General features: G+C 44.4%; 20 protein-coding genes. 7 read left to right on the top strand and 13 right to left on the bottom strand.

Going from position 1 to position 22944, the window contains the following annotated elements; genetic code table 11:
- Positions 1–805: 805 nt before the first annotated feature.
- From HPE63_RS14285 to HPE63_RS14240, 10 genes are all read right to left on the bottom strand, one after another.
- The gene (locus HPE63_RS14285) at positions 806–3004 is read right to left on the bottom strand and encodes a xanthine dehydrogenase family protein molybdopterin-binding subunit (protein ID WP_188314972.1); all 2199 of its coding nucleotides are present in this window, start codon (positions 3002–3004) and stop codon (positions 806–808) included.
- Positions 3005–3034: 30 nt separating this feature from the next.
- A complete protein-coding gene (locus tag HPE63_RS14280; protein ID WP_188314971.1) occupies positions 3035–3499 on the bottom strand; it encodes a (2Fe-2S)-binding protein in 465 nt (154 codons plus the stop codon).
- 117 nt (positions 3500–3616) lie between these two features.
- Positions 3617–4135, bottom strand: coding sequence for a putative quinol monooxygenase (locus HPE63_RS18530; RefSeq protein WP_223198177.1), 519 nt, complete (start codon positions 4133–4135; stop codon positions 3617–3619).
- Complete coding sequence (locus HPE63_RS14270) at positions 4102–4716, bottom strand: flavodoxin family protein (RefSeq protein ID WP_188314970.1); 615 nt, start codon at positions 4714–4716, stop codon at positions 4102–4104. Before HPE63_RS14270 ends, HPE63_RS18530 begins: the two co-directional genes overlap by 34 nt.
- On the bottom strand, positions 4713–5633 hold the full coding sequence (locus tag HPE63_RS14265; RefSeq protein ID WP_188314969.1) for an alpha/beta hydrolase: 921 nt from the start codon (positions 5631–5633) through the stop codon (positions 4713–4715). The genes HPE63_RS14270 and HPE63_RS14265 overlap by 4 nt, the downstream gene beginning before the upstream one ends.
- A 17-nt stretch (positions 5634–5650) precedes the next feature.
- Entirely contained in the window at positions 5651–7810 is a 2160-nt protein-coding gene (locus HPE63_RS14260) for an outer membrane protein assembly factor BamB family protein (RefSeq protein ID WP_188314968.1), read from the bottom strand.
- 57 nt (positions 7811–7867) lie between these two features.
- Complete coding sequence (locus tag HPE63_RS14255; protein WP_223198176.1) at positions 7868–8722, bottom strand: DUF4440 domain-containing protein; 855 nt, start codon at positions 8720–8722, stop codon at positions 7868–7870.
- A 31-nt stretch (positions 8723–8753) separates the two neighbouring features.
- The gene (locus HPE63_RS14250; RefSeq protein WP_188314967.1) at positions 8754–9530 is read right to left on the bottom strand and encodes a hypothetical protein; all 777 of its coding nucleotides are present in this window, start codon (positions 9528–9530) and stop codon (positions 8754–8756) included.
- 2 nt (positions 9531–9532) lie between these two features.
- Positions 9533–9946 (bottom strand): nuclear transport factor 2 family protein, encoded by a 414-nt coding sequence (locus HPE63_RS14245; protein WP_188314966.1) that lies wholly within the window; start codon positions 9944–9946, stop codon positions 9533–9535.
- A 2-nt stretch (positions 9947–9948) separates the two neighbouring features.
- Positions 9949–10875 carry an MBL fold metallo-hydrolase gene (locus HPE63_RS14240; RefSeq protein WP_223198175.1) on the bottom strand — a complete coding sequence of 309 codons (927 nt, stop codon included), beginning with the start codon at positions 10873–10875 and terminating at the stop codon, positions 9949–9951.
- A gap of 174 nt (positions 10876–11049) precedes the next feature.
- Between HPE63_RS14240 and HPE63_RS14235 the strand changes: the two genes are divergently transcribed.
- A complete protein-coding gene (locus HPE63_RS14235) occupies positions 11050–11961 on the top strand; it encodes a helix-turn-helix domain-containing protein (RefSeq protein ID WP_188314965.1) in 912 nt (303 codons plus the stop codon).
- A gap of 4 nt (positions 11962–11965) precedes the next feature.
- Positions 11966–12322 carry an iron chaperone gene (locus HPE63_RS14230; protein WP_188314964.1) on the top strand — a complete coding sequence of 119 codons (357 nt, stop codon included), beginning with the start codon at positions 11966–11968 and terminating at the stop codon, positions 12320–12322.
- A gap of 20 nt (positions 12323–12342) precedes the next feature.
- Here the strand turns inward: HPE63_RS14230 and HPE63_RS14225 are convergent, their stop codons facing one another.
- The 3 genes from HPE63_RS14225 to HPE63_RS14215 form a co-directional block, all read right to left on the bottom strand.
- Positions 12343–13311, bottom strand: a complete 969-nt coding sequence (locus tag HPE63_RS14225; RefSeq protein WP_188314963.1) for a zinc-binding alcohol dehydrogenase family protein — start codon at positions 13309–13311, stop codon at positions 12343–12345.
- Positions 13308–14003 (bottom strand): LamG domain-containing protein, encoded by a 696-nt coding sequence (locus HPE63_RS14220; protein ID WP_188314962.1) that lies wholly within the window; start codon positions 14001–14003, stop codon positions 13308–13310. The genes HPE63_RS14225 and HPE63_RS14220 overlap by 4 nt, the downstream gene beginning before the upstream one ends.
- Positions 14004–14100: 97 nt before the next feature.
- Positions 14101–14685 (bottom strand): Crp/Fnr family transcriptional regulator, encoded by a 585-nt coding sequence (locus HPE63_RS14215; protein ID WP_188314961.1) that lies wholly within the window; start codon positions 14683–14685, stop codon positions 14101–14103.
- Positions 14686–15354: 669 nt separating this feature from the next.
- Here HPE63_RS14215 and HPE63_RS14210 point away from each other — a divergent pair.
- The 5 genes from HPE63_RS14210 (at position 15355) to HPE63_RS14190 (ending at position 22944) form a co-directional block, all read left to right on the top strand.
- The gene (locus tag HPE63_RS14210) at positions 15355–16380 is read left to right on the top strand and encodes a LacI family DNA-binding transcriptional regulator (protein WP_188314960.1); all 1026 of its coding nucleotides are present in this window, start codon (positions 15355–15357) and stop codon (positions 16378–16380) included.
- A gap of 118 nt (positions 16381–16498) precedes the next feature.
- Entirely contained in the window at positions 16499–18016 is a 1518-nt protein-coding gene (locus HPE63_RS14205; protein WP_188314959.1) for an MFS transporter, read from the top strand.
- A gap of 36 nt (positions 18017–18052) precedes the next feature.
- Entirely contained in the window at positions 18053–19534 is a 1482-nt protein-coding gene (locus HPE63_RS14200) for an alpha-amylase family glycosyl hydrolase (RefSeq protein WP_188314958.1), read from the top strand.
- Between the two features lie 84 nt (positions 19535–19618).
- Positions 19619–20929 (top strand): alpha-amylase family glycosyl hydrolase, encoded by a 1311-nt coding sequence (locus HPE63_RS14195; protein WP_188314957.1) that lies wholly within the window; start codon positions 19619–19621, stop codon positions 20927–20929.
- 77 nt (positions 20930–21006) lie between these two features.
- Positions 21007–22944, top strand: a complete 1938-nt coding sequence (locus HPE63_RS14190; protein ID WP_188314956.1) for an alpha-1,4-glucan--maltose-1-phosphate maltosyltransferase — start codon at positions 21007–21009, stop codon at positions 22942–22944.

The raw sequence follows: 22944 nt of genomic DNA, 5'->3' as shown, positions 1-22944 counted from the left end.
ATTCCATATAAATATCCGTAATCCCTTATAAAAAGGTAGGGCCCATTACTCTATGAAAGCCTGATGCCTAGCCGTCGCCTTGGTTCGCCCCACCTTTTTTTGACTTATCAACAAAATCATGAGTTATGAGTCTCCCCCGGACCCCCTCTTTTCAAAACCATCATCATAATAGATCTCATCTATAGAACAAAACTAAAGGCCGTCCGCTGTTACCCTTTTTTTGATGCTGTACGGACTACAATATCCGAGCTTGGTAAGGCGTATAAATAAGAGGGAGCATAGCGAGCCTGGTTTATGCCGCCGTGCAAGAACGGATGTTGTTATTTTGCTATCAAAAAAAAGGGTAACGGTGGCGGTACGGGAGTATGTCCAAAACCGATTTGGAAAAGTACAGACCCAACAGGAAGCGGTACGAAATGTAATTACATAATTCCTATTAGGAGACTTGATACTGAAGTTATGAACTAGTCTGAAATTTTGTCCTGAAGGTAAAAGCCGTAAAGTAAATATAAAACTCGATTACCTTATCTGGATAAAGGGCTACGGCGACTATATCAAATTTCATTTAAAAAACGCCGAGCATTCGTTTGTAGTACGCAACAGTTTAAAGAATTGGTAAGGGAACTGCCTACGAAAAAAATATTCCTATCCATAAAAGCTATTCGATGGCCATCGATGCGATTAAAGTACTACGCAAAAACAATGTTTTTACTAGAGATAGGTATCTTTCCGGTTGGGTGACGTTTCGTAACAATGTGGAAAAGCTGCTTTAGCGTATCAACATAATCATCCTCCGCTAATCAACTTACCCTACAATTTGTTTTTCGGAAATAAAGGGTTGATGGTAATGCCCCATTCCTTTAGCTTTATATAGTGCGTTGGCCAGTGCCCCAATAGCTGGCGGCAACCCTGGCTCTCCCAAACCGGTCGGATCGATTTCATTTTCAACAAAGAAGACCTCAATTTCCTTTGGTGCCTGTGAATGCCGGATCAACTGGTAGCTGTCGAAGTTCATTTGTTCCGGGGCCCCATTTTCAAACGTCAACTGACTGTACATGGAATGACCGATACCATCGATTACCCCGCCTTCAATCATGTTCTTGGCCGCATCTTTATTTACAACGATACCGCAATCCACAGCGCACCAGACCTTTTGGACTACCGGATTATCATTTTCCAAAACGATATCGAATACTTCGGCGACATAGGTCGAATGGCAGAAGTAGGCCGCTACCCCTCGATGAACACCGGGCTCCGTTTTGCCCCAATTAGCCTTTTCCTTGACCAATTTCAAGACACCCGCATAGCGTTCCGCTTCATATTCATGTTCCTCCCCTACAGGATCGTTAATTGCCCGGTCAAAAAGTTCCAACCGGAAATCAATGGGGTCTTTGCCCGCTGCTTCGGCGACTTCATCTAAAAAGGCCTGCTCGGCACCGGCCGTAAAATTGGATCGTGGTGCCCGCCATGCCCCTGTTGTCACATTGGTTTCCGATTTTATCTTTTCTGCGGAATAGTTCTCGACGGTTCCTGCCGGGAAACGATTGGGAAACACCGGTCCTTCCGGCAACCCTGCCCCTTTTACGGTAAAGGCGATCAGGTTATTATTCTGGTCAAGACCTGCTTTGTATACCGAGCGATAGGTTGGGCGATAGGTACCCTGGGTCATATCGTCCTCTCTTGTATACATAAGTTTGACCGGACCACCGATCTTTTTGGAAATGGCGGCCGCCTCAACACCAAAATGCACATAGAGCCTTCTTCCAAATCCCCCTCCGATCCGGGTCATGTTCACCGTTACATTTTCTAGGGGTAGGCCCAGGAGTTTAGAAACGGACCCTTCCAAGGCTTCCGGTGTCTGGGTCGGCCCGATAAGTTCCGCTGAATCTTCCGTTACGTTTGCAAAGAAATTCATAGGTTCCAAGGTATTGTGGGCTATGAACGGTGCGGTATAGGTTCGTTCTATCACTTTAGCCGCTTTTTTGAAGGCCGCATCAGGATTACCATCTTTCCTGCTTTCCTGCACCTCACCGGACACTAAGGCCTTTTCTAGGCGTTTTGAATGCATCCCCGAACTTTCGAGTTCACCAACGGTCTCATAATTGGCTTTGAGCGCCTTTTTTGCCTGTAATAACTCCCAAATGGAATTTCCAACAATAGTTATTAGCTGTAGAAAACCTTTTTCATCAAATCTATCACTGTCCTCAAAGGAGGTATCCACAATAAATGCATCATGTACCCCCGGCATACCTTTTATCTCGTCTTCATTGAAATCCTTCACTTTCATTCCAAAAGCAGGTGGATGTTGAATAACCGCGAGTTGCATGCTCTCCCTATGGAAATCCAGTCCGAATAGCGGCTCCCCGGTTACAATTTTTTTACCGTCGACATTTTTTTGGCTTGTCCCTATCAATTTGAAATCCTTGACAGCCTTCAATTCAACTTCTTCCGGAACTTCCAAGCCCACGGCTTTTGAGGCAATTTCCCCATAAGAGATGGTACGTTCACCATTGGATTCTTTTATGATTCCTTCACTAGCGGCCAGGTCCGAAACTTGTAGGCCCCATTCTTTCGCAGCCGCTTCCATCAGCATTCTTTTTCCTGTAGCCCCCGCCATTCGTAGCGCGTTCCAACTCAATCGAATGGAAAGACTTCCTCCTGCAAATTGATTTTGATACCACCCCGTATTTAGCGGTGCCTGCTCTACGATCACGTTTTCCCATGGCACATCGAGTTCTTCGGCAACGATCATGGGCATTGAAGTTCTTACGTTTTGCCCGATTTCAGGATTAGGGGAATATATGGTAACCTTGCCGGTATCGCCTATTTTGATATAGCCGTTGATCTCGAACCACTCATTCGGCACTGCAACACCAGGTTCTGGTTCGGGGGTATTGGGTTTACATCCGTTCAGCCAACTAAAACCGATAAGCATACCTCCTCCAGCGGCGGCAGATACCTTTATGAACGAACGACGATTATATTGTGTTTTTATCTGTGTCATGATTTTTGTTTTAAGATGTGCCGGATGATTTTAAACGTTTTTAGAACTGGCTGCGAGTTTGACGGCCTTTTTGATTCTTGTGTACGTTCCGCAACGACAGATATTTCCGTTCATGGCCGTTTCGATTTCAGTGTCCGAGGGATTCGGATTTTTTTCCAATAGGGCCGAAGCGGTCATGATCTGTCCGGCTTGGCAATAGCCACATTGGGGAACGTCTACTTCTAGCCAAGCCTTTTGTACGGGATGGTCGCCGTTTTCGGAAAGTCCCTCGATAGTCGTAATCTTCTGTTCGGCCACCGCGGATACCGGCAACTGGCACGAGCGAACCGCGTTGTCGCCCAAATGGATGGTACAGGCACCGCATTGCGCAATACCGCAGCCATATTTGGTGCCTACCAATTTCAGGTGGTCCCGCAATACCCAGAGCATGGGAGTTGCTGGGTCAACATCCATCTCTTGTTTCGTTCCGTTGATGTTTAGCGTAAAGTTTGCCATGATATTCTTGTTTTTAAAGCGATTGTTCTAAAGTTACTGATTTTATGGGATTTGGAATTTCAAAACCCTCTTTCATTCTGTTAATTTTTTGATACTAAGTCATCATTTTTAGAAATCTCATTGTGTATTTATCTTTTTGAAGATGTTTGCCATAGTTTTTTGGTCGATAGACTCCATATCCACCAATTGCAAGGATTTTACCATAGGGAGCGTGGACTCTTTGTAATGTTTGAAATGCGGGGTTTGCAAATGCGATTCATAAGAGGTATTGTCCGCATAGATTTCCAATAAGCGTATTTGGTTCGGATTTTCCTTCTGAAACATGGGATAGATACAGATGACACCGGCCTCCAGTCGAACGGATGCTTCCGCTTCCTCTTTTAAAATGGAGATATATTCCTCGAGATAATCCGGTTCCACTTCAATTTCGGCGATTCGGACCATCATATTTTCCAAGAGGTTTGTATTACCATCAGGCCCTTTTTCCTGCCCAAAAGTGATAACGAACATAATACTACATACTGCTGTCAACCAAAATCTACGTACCCCTGAACCTTCCATTTTTTCGTTGTTATGGATTTTTATCGCTTTAAGGTAGCATTTTAATCCTTTAAGGCCATTATCTGCTCCAGCCATTTCTGCACCGCTTGCCCGACCTCTATTTCGCGTTTTCCTTCCATCACGAATAGAATACCGTTCCTTTCCACGCCCCCCTTTACCGAAAATTCATCAAGAATGGTACTATTAGGACATAGTTTCCGTATGGTTTTTAAACTGCTGCCAAGTCCGTACCCGGCATTGGTATTAAAGGGAATTAGCGTCTTTCCTTCCAAATCGTGCTCGTTCAAAAAGCTTTTCATGGGCGGCGGCAGTTGCATGCCCCAGGTCGGGAACCCGAAGAAAATGGTATCGTATTGCGCCATGTCCACATTCGTTTTTAAGGGAGGTAAAAATCCGCTTGCATTTTCCTCGGCCACTTGTTTTACGATGGCATCATAATCCTCCGGATAGGGGTTTTCCAATTCCACGGCCACCAAATCGCCCCTGATTTCTTTTTGGATCATCTTGGCAACGGCCTTGGTGTTATTGGTGCGGGAGAGGTAGAGAACCAAGGTCTTATTGGAATCGGAAGTAGAATGATTTGGCGCATCTTCCGGGCCGTTTTGAAATGCCGAACAGGTCGAACACCATAAAAAGAATACCCAAACCACTTTCATTGTAAGTGTTTTTCCAAAAATGACAATACCTTGGTCCGTATATCTTCCACATCGAACATAACCCCAAAATGGGGCGCATCCTTGAGGATAATCAATTCGTTTTCCACCCCTTTAGCTGTTAACCAAGAACTTAGGAGCTGTGAGTGCCTTGGGGAAACCAAATCATCTTTTTCGCCATGTATAACCAGGAAAGGGGGGTCGTTTTCATCGACATAGGTAACCGGACTCGCCACTTTTGCCAAATCAGGACGGTCCAATGGAGCGGCACCGATCAAAAGTCCCTCGGGTGATTTCGGGTCATTGGCACCGGGAAACAGAATTAATTCGGTGGGACCGTAAAAATTGACTACCGCCTTAAATTGAAAAGAGGCACTGGTATCGGGCATAAAAAAGTCTGGTACATCATTATTCTTCGACAATCCCATCATCGAGGCCAAATGCCCACCCGCTGAAAAACCCATGACGGCCATGCGATTCGTATCGAGTCCGTATTTTTCGGCATGATCCACCAAATAGGACACGGCCCTGTTACAATCTTGAATCTGTGCCGGAAAAATGGCCTGGGTCGCAAAGCGGTAATCTATGGATGCCAAGGCATAGCCCTTGCCCAAGATTTCGGCCACGGTCTTTTTCATGTAACCGATATCGGCATATTTGTCATTGACAAGCCATCCGCCGCCATGCACAAAAACCACTAAGGGCACTTTTTTCTTGGTATTCGAGGGCAGATAAATATCCAACAGATGTTTTTGGAGGGTATCATTGTTGTAATTGATATTTCCGTGCAAGACGGTTCCTTCGGGAAAAATATCGATAACCGGATTGGCCTGGGAAAACCCCAGATGTGCAATACATCCAAATAATAAAAGGAATAGCAGTTTATTTGTTTTCAAAATACCGAACTTTTGTTTTCGCATATTAATGTAACTTAACATCATTGCGGTAATGCAAACGCCATAATGGAACCCGAAGGATTTTCCTCTGTCCCACCTACGGAGAGGGCGATGTACTGTTTCCCTTCCAAAAAATAGGAACATACATTCGCGTTGTTGGCAGCAGGTAATTCCTGCTCCCACAACATTTCACCGGTTTTCTTGTCAAAGGCCCAAAGTTTTTTATCGGCTGCGCCACTGATGAAAACCAATCCACCTGCGGTTACCATAGGTCCTGAACGTGCCAGTAAACCTGTATCCGGGCCACCTTCTTTCTGTAATTTCGCATCATTGCCCACAGGTATTTGCCATTCGTATTCCCCGGTGGACAGATTTAAAGCGTTCAGGGTATTCCAAGGTGTTTTTAAGGCCGGGTTGCCACTGGGGTCGCTCCATGTCCTGTAAGGCGTGATGTTCATATACCTCGTGGGCTTTTCTTCGCCCTCGGTTATCTGAGGGGCATCGATCGTGGCATCTTTCATATCGTATAAAAAGGCAATCAGGCCGCGCTCTTCCTGTTCGGTAATCACCCCTTTATAGCCTGGCATTTTCCCCCCGCCTTGCCGTATTTTTTGAAGGGTCTCATTCTCGGAAAATCGATCTTTTAAATCGACCAAAGAAGGTACATCGTCCATCATTCCTTGCTTATCGAGACCGTGACAGGCCACGCAATGTTTTTCATAGGTTACCCGGCCCAATTCAAAACGTGTATTGTTTTGGGCCTTGAAATGTTCGTCGGCATCTACGATGGTCTGGATTTCAGGTAGGTTATTTCCCCTGATATATAGATAATCGGTATCCGGGTCGTAGGCAGACCCTCCCCAATTGGCTCCCCCTCTTGTAGCCGGTAAGGATATCGTTCCTTTTAAATCGGGCGGTGTGAAGAGACCTTCATAGCGCACTGACCGAAATGTCTTTAAAATGGAATCATGGTCGGCCTCGGAATAATGGTTAAGGTCATCTTCGGTCATAAACTGTCTTACAAAAGGCTCTGGTTTTAAGGGAAAAGGTTGCGTCTCGTAGGCCACCTCCCCTGGAAGGTTGGAAGCCGGAACTTTACGTTCTTCAACAGGATAAATAGGATCGCCCGTGGCGCGATCCAAAATAAAGACAAAGCCTTGTTTGGTCGTTTGGGCGACCGCATCCACTTTTTTTCCGTCTTTTTGAAGGGTCACCAAAGTTGGGGGTGCAGGCAGGTCATAATCCCAGATATCATGGTGTACGGTTTGAAAGTGCCACTTATAATTTCCAGTTGCGGCGTCGAGGGCCAAAACACAGTTTCCATAGAGGTTGGCACCGATCCTGTCCGCTCCATAAAAGTCATAGGATGGGGAACCCAAGGCCAGATACACCGTACCCCTTTCCGTATCGATACTCATACCTGCCCAACAATTGACACCCCCTGCATATTTGTAGGCATCCGGAGGCCAAGTTTCATAACCCGGTTCCCCTGGGTGCGGAATGGTATGGAAGGTCCAGGCCAGTTCGCCGGTCTTTACATTATAGGCACGGACATAACCCGGTGGCGCACCATAAAAATCGGGCAATCTGGAACCAATTATGACCAGATCTTTAAAAATACTTCCAGGAGTGGTCAATGTTACCGAAATTTTTTCCGGGTCATCGCGAACACCTACATTGAGATTGACTTTCCCATTTTTTCCAAATGAGGGAATCAATTCGCCCGTTTCGGCATTGATCGCCATCAGGGAGGTTCCGGCCGAATACAAGATGCGTTTGTCGTTCCCTTCGGCCCAATAGGTAACGCCTCTACTGGCCGCCGTCGGTTCTCCCTCCTCTAGAGCCTTAAATTCCCAAATCTGCTCGCCAGTCTTTGCGTTAATGGCGTAAACGGTTTGGTTCCTTGAGTTGGCATATAAGATTCCATCAATAATAATCGGATTTGCCTGGCTCGATGCGGCAGGTTCCTCCCCGTCGGGAACATCATCAGCATGGAACGTCCAAACATTTTCTAATTGTGCCACGTTGGAAGCATTGATCTGGTCCAAAGGGGAATAGCTTGATGCGCTTGGATCCGCTTTATAGGCTGTCCAAGTATTGGTATTTAGCTGATTATCCTTTTTACAGCTGGCAAAAAGAAATACAAAGGCTATCACAATATGGATACATCTGCAATAAATTAATTTGAGTTGCTTTTTCATTATTTTCTTTATAGCCATCTAAGATTCGTAATTCTTTGCTTAAAACTACTATATAATTTATTTCCTGACCAGCAATTTGCTAAAAGTCAAATCGGCCAGTTTCCATTTGTCGTTTTCTTTAACATAGACTTCCGTGACCATGAAGGGAGTGGTTACCTCATTCTCGCCAACCACCGCCAATAGTGTAATTTGGTTCCAAAGTATTACAGTATTTTCGTTTAGTACTTCCAACATTACTTCATGGACATCCGCATTTTTGTAATGGATAAATCCACTTCTGATTATGTCTACCTCTCTGTCTTTTCCCCAAGTACCACCCATATGAACAAATTTTGCCTTATCATGAAAAAGTTCGGCAAGCTTATCTGCATTTTTGTCGGCCATCCATTGCCATTTTTGTTGGGAAAGTTCCTTGATTTCGGTTTCGATGTCGGCATCTTTCAACTCGGGTGACGGAATGGCATTATAGGCCTCATCGGTCAGTTCATCCGTCCACTCCGTAGGTGCGTCGCCGCTTATGGCCAGATAGGTTACCGGGCTATTGGGAGCCGCACCGTGCCAATGCTCCACATTCGGTAGGCACTTTACCACATCACCGGCCCGAAGCACTTGCACTTCCTTGCCTTTTTCTTGATAAAGTCCCACGCCATGGGTAATCAACAACTGCTGCCCTTTGGGATGAAGGTGCCAGTTCAGTTTCGCTCCGGGAGCGGATACGGCCTGGGCCACGCTCCAATCAAACGTTTCATCGGCATCGATGACATGCCGCAGCCAGATATCCCCTGTATGGTGAATGTTCGGGGCTTTTTCGCCAATTGGAAAAATGGCATCCTGGGCATTTGTATAGTTGAGGAAGGCCATAGCCCATAAAAAGGCCAGTAGGAAGGCAATTCGAAATTTTGAAGGATTCATGGTTTTGATTTTTAAAGATTTAATAAACTTTTTATATTTTTCGTTTACCATTCACATTTCTTCTTCCCGAGGGGAAACTATAGTTCAAAAGGATACTCCACGTAAAATCGTCATCAGGTAAAATCTGTGTGTCGATACCCTTGTTGACCATGGCCGTAATCGAAAGCGGAAAATCCTTTTTAGCCAAGGTCAGGAAACCTGCGGTGTAATATCCTGTGAGGTCATCGGTGGTAAGGTAGTAGACTTGTGGCGTAAAATTGAAATAGTAGTTTTTTGAAATGGGGATGTTGCTAAAATTGGCGTTCAAAACCAAAAAATTGGTTTCCTTGACCCCTTCGTCAAAACCACGGCCGTGCAAATAATACATTCCGACACTTACTTTATCTGAAACCTTATAATTGGGCACCACCTCTGCGGCCACATACCTTCGTGATTCCAAAAGTTCCTCGGTCTGGCCATCGCGAATGATGCTCACTGTTCTAAAGTTCAATGCCGGGTGCGCCCCCACGCGTAATGAGAACCGTTCCTTTTCAATGGCCTTGTACCGAAACCAAAACAGAAATGACCAAGGTTTTCCTTCCAGAGCAAAACGCATATCGGGTTCAAAACTCAATCTTCCTTTGGTAAACTTTAAATCGAAAAGCAAAGCTGGATCACCTAAAGAAAAGGAGGGAACCAACGAAATACCGTTATGGGTAACGCTGGCCGTTCCCCGAAAATCATCAAGGAATTTCCCGTCCTCTTTTTGAGCTTTTCCGATGGCTATACCCAAAAATAAGAATAGTAGTATGTGTAAAGTGTTTTTCATTTTTACCGATTATCCTGCAAGCCTGGAAAAAACCAATGTTCCTTCGCCAAACCATCGTAATAACGTGTAACCTCTATACCTTCGATTAAAACAGTAGGGTTGCCACCGGTAAAACGCACCCAATTCGAAACATAGTCATCATTGGCCATTTTCGTTATTACCTCCATCTTCAGATTCTTCATGTTCAGATGAAAGCCTTTTATTGAAAGCTTTAGGCTATCCAGGCCAACTTGCCCTTCTCTTGAATGATTTACAAAATCATCGGCAACGATTTTATCGAGCTTATCAACATCCCCGGATTTAAAAACGTCCATCAATACCGTGTCAGCCTCCCCATTAATCTGTTGAACGGAGTTCGAACCCCCGCAGGCACCAAGTAAAATAGCAAGTGCAGGCAAAAGAAAATACTTCATCATAATTACTTTTTTAAGCGTTCGAGGGTAAATGGTTCGCCGGGTGCCAATACCACAATCCTTTCCGGATTGACCACAACATCATTCAAGTCTTTCGGATCGGCATTAAAAGGAGGAAAATCGGGAGCGTCGACCGACCCCCAATGATTGAGTAGCAAGATGGTATTCGGGTAGGCATTTGCCAATTTTACGGCACCTTCAAAGGTAAAATGCCATTCGCTATCCGACCAATCGAACAGAATAGCATCGGGTGTGGGCATGGTAAGGTGTTCGGGCATCAATTTGGAATCTCCCGTTGCCCAAATGGTGCCGTCAGGGGTTTCTATCCAAAATCCACAGGAATCCTCATCCTTAAACTTTCTTGGGCTTGTACCCGGATAGGCATTTTGCCATGCGTGGTCTACAGGGGTTACCGTTATCTTTACGGGCCCAAACTTAAAAACATCGCCAATATCATGGCCCATGCCCGGCAAACCTTCATTTCTTAACAACGAGCCGACAAATTGGGTACTGTGGTAAGCCTTGGTAACTTCTGACAAATCGTTAGTTGTTGGTACACTATAATGATCATTGTCCGCATGGGTGACCAATACGGCATCTAAACTGGGAACCTCTTCGGTTTTTATTGGATATTCTATCATTACAGGCATATCAAAACCTTTGAGAAGTGGGTCGATCATCATGGTAGTGCCCCTACTGTTGATGAAAAAGCCCCCCATGCCAAGCCATCGCAAGGTGGTCTTGTCAGACGGATCAAAGGCCTCCGCTCCAAAAGCTTGGGTCGGGGGTGCCTTTGCTTGGTATTTTTTATTTTCCGTGCTGTCAGTGGTTACTTGGCTCTGCAAACGTTCCATTACCAGTAGCAAGGCAAGGAAAGTCAACAATACGGTTGACCTATCATATTTCGATGCTTTAATCAATAGTGTTTTCATACTTTCTTTGTTATACTCTACAGGTTTTGAATTCCATGACACGAAAGTAAGACCGAAGAAGTCCAATAGAAGTACCTAGATTACGGATAATCATACCATTATTACGGATTTTCGCCAAGCCTCTTGATTTACTGTAAATCAATCGCTTATCTTTAGTTTAAAATCGAAAGTGAAATGAAGAACATTTTGGAAATCAAGGCGGTATCGGACTATTGCAAGCTGCGGCATTATGAAGTGTTACATCCTTTGGTCAGTATTGTGGATTTTGATAAAGTCGACCTTACCAAATATACCAACGAACCCTATGATGCCTTTCGCTATCATTGTTATGCCGTTTTCCTAAAGGATGCCAAGGGCTGTAAGCTACATTATGGTGGCAAGGACTATGATTATGATGAGGGCACACTCGTCTTCATGGGACCTGGGCAACTGGTGGAACTGGGCGAATACGATCCCGATTATGTCCCTATGGGATATGCGCTGCTCTTTCATCCCGATTTATTATTGGGCACCGAACTGGCCAAGAAAATGCACCAGTACAATTTCTTTTCGTATTCCACTCATGAGGCCTTGCACCTATCCACTAAGGAACGTAAGGTAATTTTGAGCGTTTTGGACAAGATCCAGTTCGAACTGGAACAGAACCTGGACAAGCATAGCAAAAAACTGATCGTGGCCAACATAGAACTGTTCTTGGATTATTGCCTTCGGTTCTATGATCGGCAGTTTTTGACGCGCGAAGTTGCGCATCAGGGTTCTTTGGAAAGATTCGATGTTCTGCTGAACGAATATCTTTCTTCGGAGAAACCTAAAACCCACGGACTGCCTTCCGTAGGCTATTTTGCCGACAAACTACACTTGTCTCCCAATTACTTTGGTGACTTGGTGAAAAAGGAAACTGAAAAGTCCGCCCAAGAATATATTCAAACCAAGCTTATCGAAGTGGCCAAGGAAAAGGTTTTTGATCCCAACAAATCGGTCAGTGAGATCGCCTACGAGCTGGGTTTTAAATATCCACAGCATTTTAGCAGGTTGTTCAAGCAGAAAGTGGGGCATTCGCCTCAGGAATTCAGGTCGTTAAATTGATTTTATGAAAAAAGCATCCGCCACGGTTGACGAATACATCTCCGAATTTTCAGAAGACATCCGCGAACGGTTGAAACTGACGCGGAGAATCATAAAGGAAAATGCCCCCGAGGCCGTGGAAAGTATCTCGTATGGCATGCCCGCCTACAAACTGAACAAAAAGCCCTTGGTTTATTTTGGTGGCTATCAAAGCCATATCGGGTTTTATGCCACCCCATCGGGACACACAAAATTTAAAAAAGAACTTTCCTCGTACAAACAGGGCAAAGGCTCGGTGCAGTTTCCTTTCGATAAACCCCTTCCCATTGACCTAATTGCCGAGATGGTAAAGTTTCGGGTGGCGGAAAATATGGGGATATGATTCACTTTTTCTAAGAAATCTCAAGTCAACACCACAATCTTGCCATTAGCGCTATTGCTTTCCATAAGTTGATGAGCCTGAACGATTTCTTCAAGCCGAAAGACCTTTCCGATGCCCAGTTTGACCTTGCCTGTTTCCACATCGTGGATAAATTCCTGAAAGGCGGTAGCCGGGCTGCGGACTTGTCCACTGTCATAGACGGTCAGCTTGACGGTAGCGGGAATGAACTCCATCGGAGAAAAATCCTTTAGGCTCCAACTTTCGGAAAGCATGCCGGTCATACAGGCAGTACCGCCTTGCCCGACGCATTGCAGGGAGTCTTTTAATACTGAGGCTCCAACCAATTCCAATACTTTGTCCACTCCATTTGGAAATAACTTTCTGACTTTGGGAGCGATAACCCCATTATCGATAACGACCTGTGAGACCCCGTTTTCCAGCAGCAATCGTTCCTTTTTCGGATTTCGTGTGGTAGCGATTACAGTCAAACCAAGGTTTTTGGCCATTTGGGTGGCGAGCATCCCTATCGAGGAAGTACAGCCCCGTATCAACAACGTCTCCCCGGGCTGTATGCCTAACGCCAAATGCAAGGACCCGTGAACAGTCTGGAACATTTCGGGGATGGCCCCCAAGGTTTTCCATGTCAAGGTACTTTCAAAGGGATGGACGATGTGTTTCGGTACGGCCGTATATTCCGCATAGCTGCCGTCATAGGCCCGGCCCATTTCGCCCATCAAGGCCATTACTTTTTGGCCTTTTGGATAGTGGCCCGAAGGATCCTCTTCCACCTCGCCCACACATTCGATACCCAAAACCCTTGGGAATTTGACAGATGGCGAAAGTCCCTTTCGGGTCATCAACTCCGAGCGGTTTAGGCCAAAGGCACGCACCCGTATCAACACCTCGTTTTCCGAAGGTTGGGGAATCGGCCGTTCCTCGATTTTAAGGTTTTCGGCTTGGCCGGGCTGGTGTAGGACTACGGCTCTCATTGTTTGATTTTTAAATCCTTGAAGTAACCAACAGTTCCAATATCCACCCAAAGTGCTATGCTTCCTGAAGTCGTACTTCCCAACAATTCATCTACAATAAATGCCGGGGCTTCCTGATCGTTCAAATAGAGTTTTGCTTTCTTATCCTGAAACTCGATACGCACGGTAATCCATTCATCCAAGGCGATATCCGCATACGTTTCATATTGCCCCCTGTATTCGGGTTCGCGAAGTTTGTCGAACTTAAAATCCGGGTAGGCATAATATTGAACCACATGATTCCGTGCGAACTGATCCCCTGACCTACCGACCCTGGGTCTAAGATAAATCGATTCAAAGGCTGTGTCATCATCATTGATGCGGAAAGCCAGTCCGATAAATCCTTGCGAACCTTGAAAAGGAGATGGTGTTTGTAACCTACTGAGGACTTTGACCTCGACCACGCCATTTTCCAAATTCAAACCTTTAAGCTTTACATAGGTCGGCTCATCCACAGTGCTTCCCAATTTTTTAATATCGAAAGGAAGGGCTTCCAGATCGCGCTCTACCTTTATGACCTCCTCTCCTTCAAATTCGACCACAGAGGCGTGCACGGCTACGATTTCGAAAGTACGATCGTTATAGGTCAAAGTTTGACCGTAAGACTTTACAAATTGGCCCAAGACCGCTATGAGTAAAAGATATTTTTTCATGTTTAAGTGTTTTATTTATTTGCAGTACAAAGTTTGGAAGAATTGTGAAGTGCAACCCTTAAACTAGTTTAAGAAATTCGGCTAGCGGAACTCGTGGTTAGTGCCCTAGGGTTATTTCCTTGCGGATCATACTCAAAAATTCGGGCGTAATGCCCAGATAAGAAGCGATTTGGGTGTTCGGAAGTCGGTTTGCCAAGTTGGGATATTGTTTTAAAAAGGACAGATACCGCTGTTGTGCGGTGGAGCTGATGTTCTGAAACACTCGGTTTTGGAGCTCCACATATTTTTCCTCGGTAATAACCTTAAAAATACGGTCGAGCTTTAATATATTGAGGTACAGATGGTATAGGTCTTCCTGGGCGATTTGGATAATTTCGGAAACTTCCAAGGCCTGAATATTGGAGTGGCTTGGAGTGGTGGCGTGAAAGCTGTCGATATCGGAAATCCAATCGCCCTCGGCGGCAAACAGGATGTTGTGCTCCTTGCCTTCGGCATCGGTGATGTACATTCGAAAACAACCCGAAACGACAAATGTGTAATACCTGCAAATCTCGCCGGATGTAAGAGTCAGCTCCCTGTGCCTTACCTTACGACGCGAAACCCTACTTTCGATCAATGCTTTTTCGGCCTCTTCAAAAGGGAGGTAGGATTCAAAGTGGGCTATGAGGGGTTTGGATATCACTTTATTTTTTGGGATAAGGACTAGGACCTTTTAAAACTAAGCCTAAAATAGGGTTTTTCGTTTAGTGTTAACGGACCCTAATCGAAAGATATTTAGTTCTTTCCTTGTTTTTAAACAGAGAAGGGTGTGCTTTTAAACTGCCATTTTAAGGGACAGTTTACTCAAGGTACAATGTCATATTTTAAATTTGCCCCATTTCCAATCTCTTTCCAATAGTTTAGTTTAATTGACCCTTTACAAGACAGTACTATATCTAAAAAATCCGCTATGAAATGTTTGAAATTTTCAATATCCAAAATAACCGCTTTTGAGAAATCATTTTATGTAGAAGAACCAGAAAAAGAAGTAGGAAATCAATTAGTGAAGATGGAATATTAGAATTTATTAGAAGTCCACAAATCATACAATAAATTGCGCACTCCGCCTAAAGGTAAAGTGGGCTATTTTTACTCAAAAAACTTAAACTAAACAAACGCTATCGATTTTGAACAGTTAACTTAGTTGTTGCCAAAACCTTATATTTTTACTTCTCCCCTTAAAAATATATAAATATATTGTTGTAAAAAATACAGAATTCTTAAATTCTGAATTGCAAACGTTTTCGTGTTGATAAGTAATTCGAAATGTGTTCCTGTAATGATTAAGTTCGCTTGAAGTAGGCATAAACTAATGAAAAAGCTCGTTACCTTAAAACAAATTTCCAAGGAATTGGATATTTCGATATCTACGGTTTCCAAGGCCATTAGGAATCATAAGGAAATAAGCTTGGATACCCGCAAAAAAGTTCAGGCTTTTGCAAAACTGCATAACTACCGGCCCAATAGTATCGCAGTAAGCCTTAAAAATCAGCGCACCAAAAACATCGGCGTAATCATTCCTGAAATCGTACATCATTTTTTTACGACAGTCATTGAGGGAATTGAAAAAGTCGCGAATTCCAGAGGTTATAACGTCATTGTTTGTTTATCGAGCGAATCATTTGAAAAAGAGGTCGTCAACATGCAAACCTTGGTCAACGGTAGCATTGATGGTTTTCTTGTATCACTTTCCAAAGGAACTCAGGCAAAGAAAGACTATCACCATCTCAACGAAGTCATGGATCAAGGTATGCCCCTGGTCATGTTCGACAGGGTGGTGGACGACATTGATTGTGACAAGACCATTGTAGATGATACACAAGCTGCTTTCGAAGCGGTTAGTTTTTTACTGGAAACCGGATGCCGAAAAATCGCGTTGATTACCACGGTCGATTATGTAAGCGTTGGAAAGCTTCGTACCGAAGGCTATGAAAAAGCCTTGCAAAAACAAGGTATTCCAATAGAGCCCAATTTGACGATCAAAATTGAAGACATCGAGAATTGCGAAATACTAATTAACCAACTTTTTGATTCACAGCATTTTGATGGCGTTTTTGCCGTAAACGAATATTTTGCTGTGGTGGCTATGAAAATAGCACAAAAAAGAGGGTTTAAAATCCCTGATGATATTTCTTTCATAGGCTTCACCGACGGAATCCTTTCCAAGTGTGCGACCCCCTCGCTTTCATCGATCGCGCAGCACGGTACGGAAATGGGGGAAATCTCGGCAAAAATGCTCATTGATCGACTGGAAGAAAAGGAAGATGAATTTACCCACCTTACTCAAATCATAAAAACTACCTTGGTTGAGCGTGAATCTACCAAAAGGTTATCCTAGATAGGAGATTCCAAAAAATTTGTTATATTTAGAATCTGTCAAAACTTATATTTTTACTTCTCCTCTTAAGTTTTGACAAGTTTTGCTTGTCAAAATAGTATACATCAGCCATACTATTATGAAAAAGCGCAAATTAAGTTTTTGGGAAATCTGGAACATGAGTTTCGGTTTCTTAGGTATTCAATTCGGTTTCGCCCTCCAAAATGCAAATACATCACGGATTTTCGAAACCCTTGGAGCCAATGTCGACGACATTCCCATTTTATGGATTGCAGCTCCCGTTACGGGTTTGGTCATGCAACCTTTGATTGGATACTTTAGTGATCGCACTTGGACGAGGCTCGGTCGACGAAGGCCTTATTTTTTGGCCGGGGCTATTTTAGCCTCCCTCGCCCTTTGTATCATGCCCAATTCCCCTGCTCTTTGGGTGGCCGCAGGCATGCTTTGGATAATGGATGCCTCTATCAATATTTCTATGGAACCCTTTCGCGCTTTTGTAGGCGATAATCTGCCCTCAGATCAGCGCACCTTAGGGTTCGCCATGCAAAGTTTCTTTATAGGCATCGGAGCGGTTGTCGGATCCATGCTTCCCTATATGTTTACAAATTGGATGGGCATCAGCAACACGGCTCCCGAAGGGGTCATTCCCGACTCTGTAAAGTGGTCCTTCTATGTAGGCGCCTTTGTTTTTCTGATGGCCGTGCTTTGGACGGTAATTAAATCCAAGGAATATAGCCCGGAAGAACTGGAGGCTTTTGAGGAAAACAAGGCCGTGGCCGCACCTCCGATAACGGAAGAAGAAAATCTAAAACGGATCAAAAAACTAAATGCCTTCGGAATTCCTATGGCAATAGTAGGTGCGTTGGGTACTTTAGGATTATACCATGCACAGCTTCACAAAGAACTGTATGTGCTCTCCGTAGGTATTTTTATAGTTGGCCTTTTATTCATTATCGCATCTTGGGTAAGACGCGCAAAAGGGAGAACCGGTTTTGTTGTCATCATGACCGACTTGCTCTATATGCCCAAAACCATGAAACAATTGGCCTATGTTCAGTTCTTTTCATGGTTCGCCTTGTTTTCAATGTGGATCTATTCCACCCAGGCAGTCACAAGTCATGTGTATGGCACCACGGAAACTACCTCCCAAATGTATAATGATGCGGCCGATTGGGTTACCGTGCTTTTTGCGGTATACAATGGGGTGGCAGCTCTCGTTGCTTTTTTGCTTCCCGTTTTGGCCAAAAAGACCAGTCGGAAAATTACACACCTGATTGCCCTGATTTTGGGTGGCCTAGGTCTGATTTCCATCTATTTTATCAAATCGCCGGAACTCCTTACTGTTTCTATGATCGGGGTAGGAATTGCCTGGGCGAGTATCTTGTCGATTCCCTATGCGATGTTGGCCGGTGCCTTGCCTGCCAAGAAAATGGGCTACTACATGGGGGTTTTCAATTTTTTCATTGTAATCCCACAGATGGTTGCTGCCACTATATTAGGTTTTATGGTCAGTGGGCTTTTCGACGGGAAAACTATTTACGCGCTGATAGTCGGGGGCCTTGCCATGATCATTTCCGGGCTGCTGACCTTATTGGTGGATGATAAAGCTACCATTGAAGTGAAAGAGGTCGGTTAATACAACTTTGATAACGAACAATTAAAAAACTACAAAATGAAGAGCCTAACAATATCATTACTTTTTTCACTCCCGATAGTATTTGTCTCCTGCAAAGAAAGGGCAAAAGAAGTTGCTGCCGATCAATCGGTAAGCCAAACGATATCCAACGAAAAGCCAAATGTACCCGATTGGCACAAAAATGCCACTATCTATGAGGTCAACCTTAGACATTTTACCCCCGAGGGTACGTTTAAGGCTTTTGAGGCGCATATTCCGCGTTTAAAGGAAATGGGCCTTGATATTCTTTGGTTTATGCCCATACATCCGGTAAGCGTAAAGAATCGTAAAGGCGAATTGGGCAGTCCGTATGCCGTAGCCGATTATTATGATACGAATCCCGATTTTGGGACTTTGGATGATTTCAAGCATATGATGAAAGCCGTTCAGGATGCCGGCATGTACGTCATTATCGACTGGGTGCCCAACCATACGGGGTGGGACAACAAATGGATAACCGAACACCCCGATTGGTATACGAAGGATAAAGATGGAAACATTACGGATCCCATAAATCCTGAAACGGGCGAACCTTGGGGCTGGACCGATGTAGCCGACCTGGATTACGACAATCCCGAAATGCGCAAGGGAATGATTGATGCGATGTCATTTTGGATAAAGGAGGTCGGGATAGATGGTTTCCGGGTAGACGTGGCCCATGGCGTTCCTGTCGATTTCTGGGAACAATGCTCGGATGCACTGTACGCCATTGAACCCGTTTTTATGTTGTCGGAGGGGGAAGTTCCCGCCATAGTCAACAACGGTGCATTTGTTATGGATTATGCATGGTCTATGCATTCCTTGTTCAATAAGATTGCAGCGACCCAAGGGGTAAATCAGGTAGAAGCGGCCTTGGAAAAGGGAAACGTGGTAGAGGGAAAAGAAGCCGAGCCCGAGAAAAAGACCGCCTTGGATATTGACCGTTCCCTGGCGCATCGTGATTCGCTGTACAATAGAGGTTACCAAATGCAGTTTACCTCCAATCATGACGAAAACGCTTGGGCCGGAACCGAGTTTCAGCGTTTTGGAGAGGGCCATTTGGCCTTTGCCGTTCTCGCCGCGACCTTCGATGGCATGCCGTTACTATACACGGGAATGGAATCTGCCGTGGATAAGCAATATGAATTCTTTAAAAAGGATGAAATCGAATGGGACGATTTTAAATATGCCGGTTTTTATAAAACACTTTTCGACCTCAAGCATCGCAACAAAGCCCTTTGGAACGGGGAACATGGTGGTGATCTGGTGAAAATCCCGACCGGTAACGACGAAAATGTGTATGCCTTCCTCCGTAAGAAGGATGGGGACAAGGTTGTTGCGATAATCAATCTTTCGAACGCAAAGCAAAAAATTACATTGGAGGGCGATGCTTATGTTGGGAGTTTTACGGATGTCTTCTCCGGCGAGAAAACTGATTTGGCCCTAGAAATGACCAAACAATTGAACCCTTGGGAGTATTTGATTTTCTCCAATAAATAGAAAGTAATGCAAAGGAAAAACAATATCCGTATTTTTTCTTCATTGATTTGTCTCGCCCTTTGTTGTTTTTTAAATGGACAGACCATGGAAGAGAACTATCAACCCCAGGAATATGTAAAACTGGAACATCCTGAATGGAGCAAAAATGCTACTATTTACGAAGTGAACCTCCGCCAATTTACGCCCGAAGGCACATTCAAAGCTTTTGAGGGTCATTTGCCCCGTCTTAAGGATATGGGTATCGATATTATTTGGTTGATGCCAATTCATCCCATCGGAAAAAAAAATCGGAAAGGAACGTTGGGAAGCTACTATTCCGTACAGGACTATTACGGGGTGAACCCCGAATTCGGAAACATGGCCGAATTCAAAAATCTGGTCAATAAAATTCATGACATGGGCATGTATGTGATTTTGGACTGGGTAGCGAACCACTCCGCTTGGGACAATCCTGTTGTAGCCGAGCATCCCGATTGGTACATCAAGACCAAAGAAGGGAATTTCATGTCAACACCTTGGCGGGATTACGACGACATCATCGATTTTGACTATAGCAAACCAGGCCTTCGAAAATACATGACGGAAGCCTTAAAATATTGGGTCGAGGAAGCTGATATCGATGGGTACCGCTGTGATGTCGCCAGTTTTGTTCCCATTGAATTTTGGGAAAACGCGAGAAAGGAACTTGACGCAATCAAACCCGTTTTTATGCTTGCGGAGGCCGCAGACCGTGATTTACACAAATACGCCTTTGATATGACCTATTCCTGGAGCCTTTGGGATCATTTGCACGCTATAACCACTAAAGGCCAAGGTGTTCACGGACTCACGGAAGGTTATCTTGCGGAACACGTAAGCATTTGGCCACCGAATGCCTATCGCATGAATTTTACCGACAATCATGACAAAAATTCTTGGGAAGGCACCCAGTATTCAAACTTTGGTGAAGGTCTTCATGCCGCCATGGTCCTGATGACCACAATTGATGGAATGCCCATGGTCTATAGTGGTCAAGAGGCAGGCTTGGACCGATCACTCGATTTCTTCGGAAAAGACCCCATTGAATGGAAGGACCATGAAAACGCCATCATTTTCAAAAAGCTTTTTGACCTAAAACACAAAAACCAAGCCCTATGGAACGGTAAATGGGGAGGTGAAATGATACGTATCAAAAATGACAAAATGGGCCAAGTCATCGCTTTTTCCAGGGAAAAAGAAGGAGACATGGTGATTTCTATTACCAACCTCAGTAAAGAATCAGTAAACACAACCCTAGAAAGTAAGTACCATACAGGTACCTATACCGAACTTTTTTCAGGGAAAAATTACCAAATCAAACAGAATGAGTCAGTGCAACTAAAACCTTGGGAATATCTCGTCTTGGTAAAGGAATAAGCTTATAAATCGGCAAGGAAAAAGACAAAAATAACCTTGAAACCCTTAAAATTGGAACAAACGATCAAAAGAGAATTATGTTGAAACAGGAACGTGTTATTATTGAAAATATCAACCCGCAATTGCAGTGTGGGGCTCATTTTATCAAAAGGGTGGTCGGCGAGAAAATAATAGTGTATGCCGATGTACTTCCCGACGGCCATGACATCATGCAGGCCGAGGTACTCTACAGGCATGAAAACGAAAAAACATTCTCCCCAGTACGTATGCAACATTTGGGGGATGATGTTCATATAGCCTCGTTTACGGTCAAAAAGCAAGGTTTTTATGATTATAAAATCCAAGCTTGGGTAGATCATGCCCTGAACTGGAAACATGGTATCGAGGCCAAACTAAAAGATGGCCGGCACGTGAAGAGTGAGCTTCTCGATGGCGTACAATATTTAAAATTCTTACTGAAGAAAGTTCCCGCGAAAGATAAGGCCGCATTAAAAAATTGGATTCAAACATTTGAAGATGACAAACGATATGATGATGCTATTGCCCTAGCGACTTCTGAAAATCTGCACGAGCTGTTTTTGAAACATCCACAACGCTTTTTGGCCAATATCAGCAAGCCGTTACAGGTATATGTGGATCGTAAAAAGGCCAATTTTAGTACTTGGTACGAATTTTTCCCTCGGTCTTCATCTCCTGAAAAAGGGAGGCACGGTACGTTTAAGGACTGTGAAGCCCTTTTGCCCAGAATCGCCGATATGGGGTTTGATGTCATTTACTTTCCTCCAATTCATCCTATTGGCGAGAAAAACCGAAAAGGAAGGAACAATTCCACCGAGGCCCGAGAAGGGGATTCAGGGGTTCCATGGGCCATTGGCTCTAAATTGGGCGGACACAAATCGATTCATCCCGAATTGGGAACGGAGAAAGATTTTAAGGCCTTGATTAAAAAAGCTAAGGCCCTAGGTATTGAAATGGCGATGGACCTTGCTTTTCAGGCAGCACCAGACCATCCTTACATCACCGAACACCCTGAGTGGTTCAGGAAGCGGCCCGACGGCACCATCCAATACGCGGAAAATCCTCCTAAGAAATATCAGGATATCGTCAACTTTTATTTTGAAAATAAAGAGTATAAGGCCTTATGGGAAGAATTGTTGAGTGTGGCCCTGCATTGGGTAGAATGTGGGGTGAACATCTTTCGAGTTGATAATCCGCATACGAAACCTTATTTCTTTTGGAACTGGTTGATTGCCGAAGTCAAGAAAAAACAACCGGACGTACTGTTTCTGGCAGAAGCCTTTTCCCGCCCGAAAGTAATGCAGCAATTGGCCAAACAGGGCTTTTCGCAGTCCTACACGTATTTTACCTGGCGCGTGGACAAACACGAACTCGTCGAATATATGAAGGAGCTTACCCAGACTGAAATGAAGGAGTATTACCGTCCAAATTTCTGGCCGAACACACCCGACATCAATCCGTACCATTTACAAGGGGCCAACGAGGCCATGCACCTTATCCGCTACGCCCTTGCAGCGACACTTTGCGGGAATCTGGGAATCTATGGGCCTGTATTCGAATACAGAGTTTCTTCAGCCTTACCGGGCAAGGAGGAATATTTGAACTGTGAAAAGTACGAAATAGGCCATTGGGATTGGACGGTCGAAAATAAGATTACCTATTTGATTAAAAAGTTCAACACCGCACGTAGAACTCATGCATCGCTGCAGCAGACCAATAATATTCATTTTTGCACTATTGAAAACGATGCACTTATCGCCTTCTATAAATGGAACGACGACCGAACGGATGAGACCCTTACCGTTATCAGTTTAGATGCGCATCAAACGCAACAGGCATTGATTCAAATGCCTTTGCATCAGCTTGGGGTAAATGAAGGGCACGAGTTCAAAATGCGCGATGTGATTACGGATAGTACCTATCATTGGAATTCGGAATGGAACTTTATCGAGCTAGGTCCGACATTGCCGTTTCATTTGTTCCAAATAAATAAATAA

Source organism: Maribacter arenosus, assembly GCF_014610845.1.
Taxonomy (GTDB): Bacteria; Bacteroidota; Bacteroidia; order Flavobacteriales; family Flavobacteriaceae; genus Maribacter_A; species Maribacter_A arenosus.
This window is presented reverse-complemented; position numbering and strand designations above follow the sequence as displayed.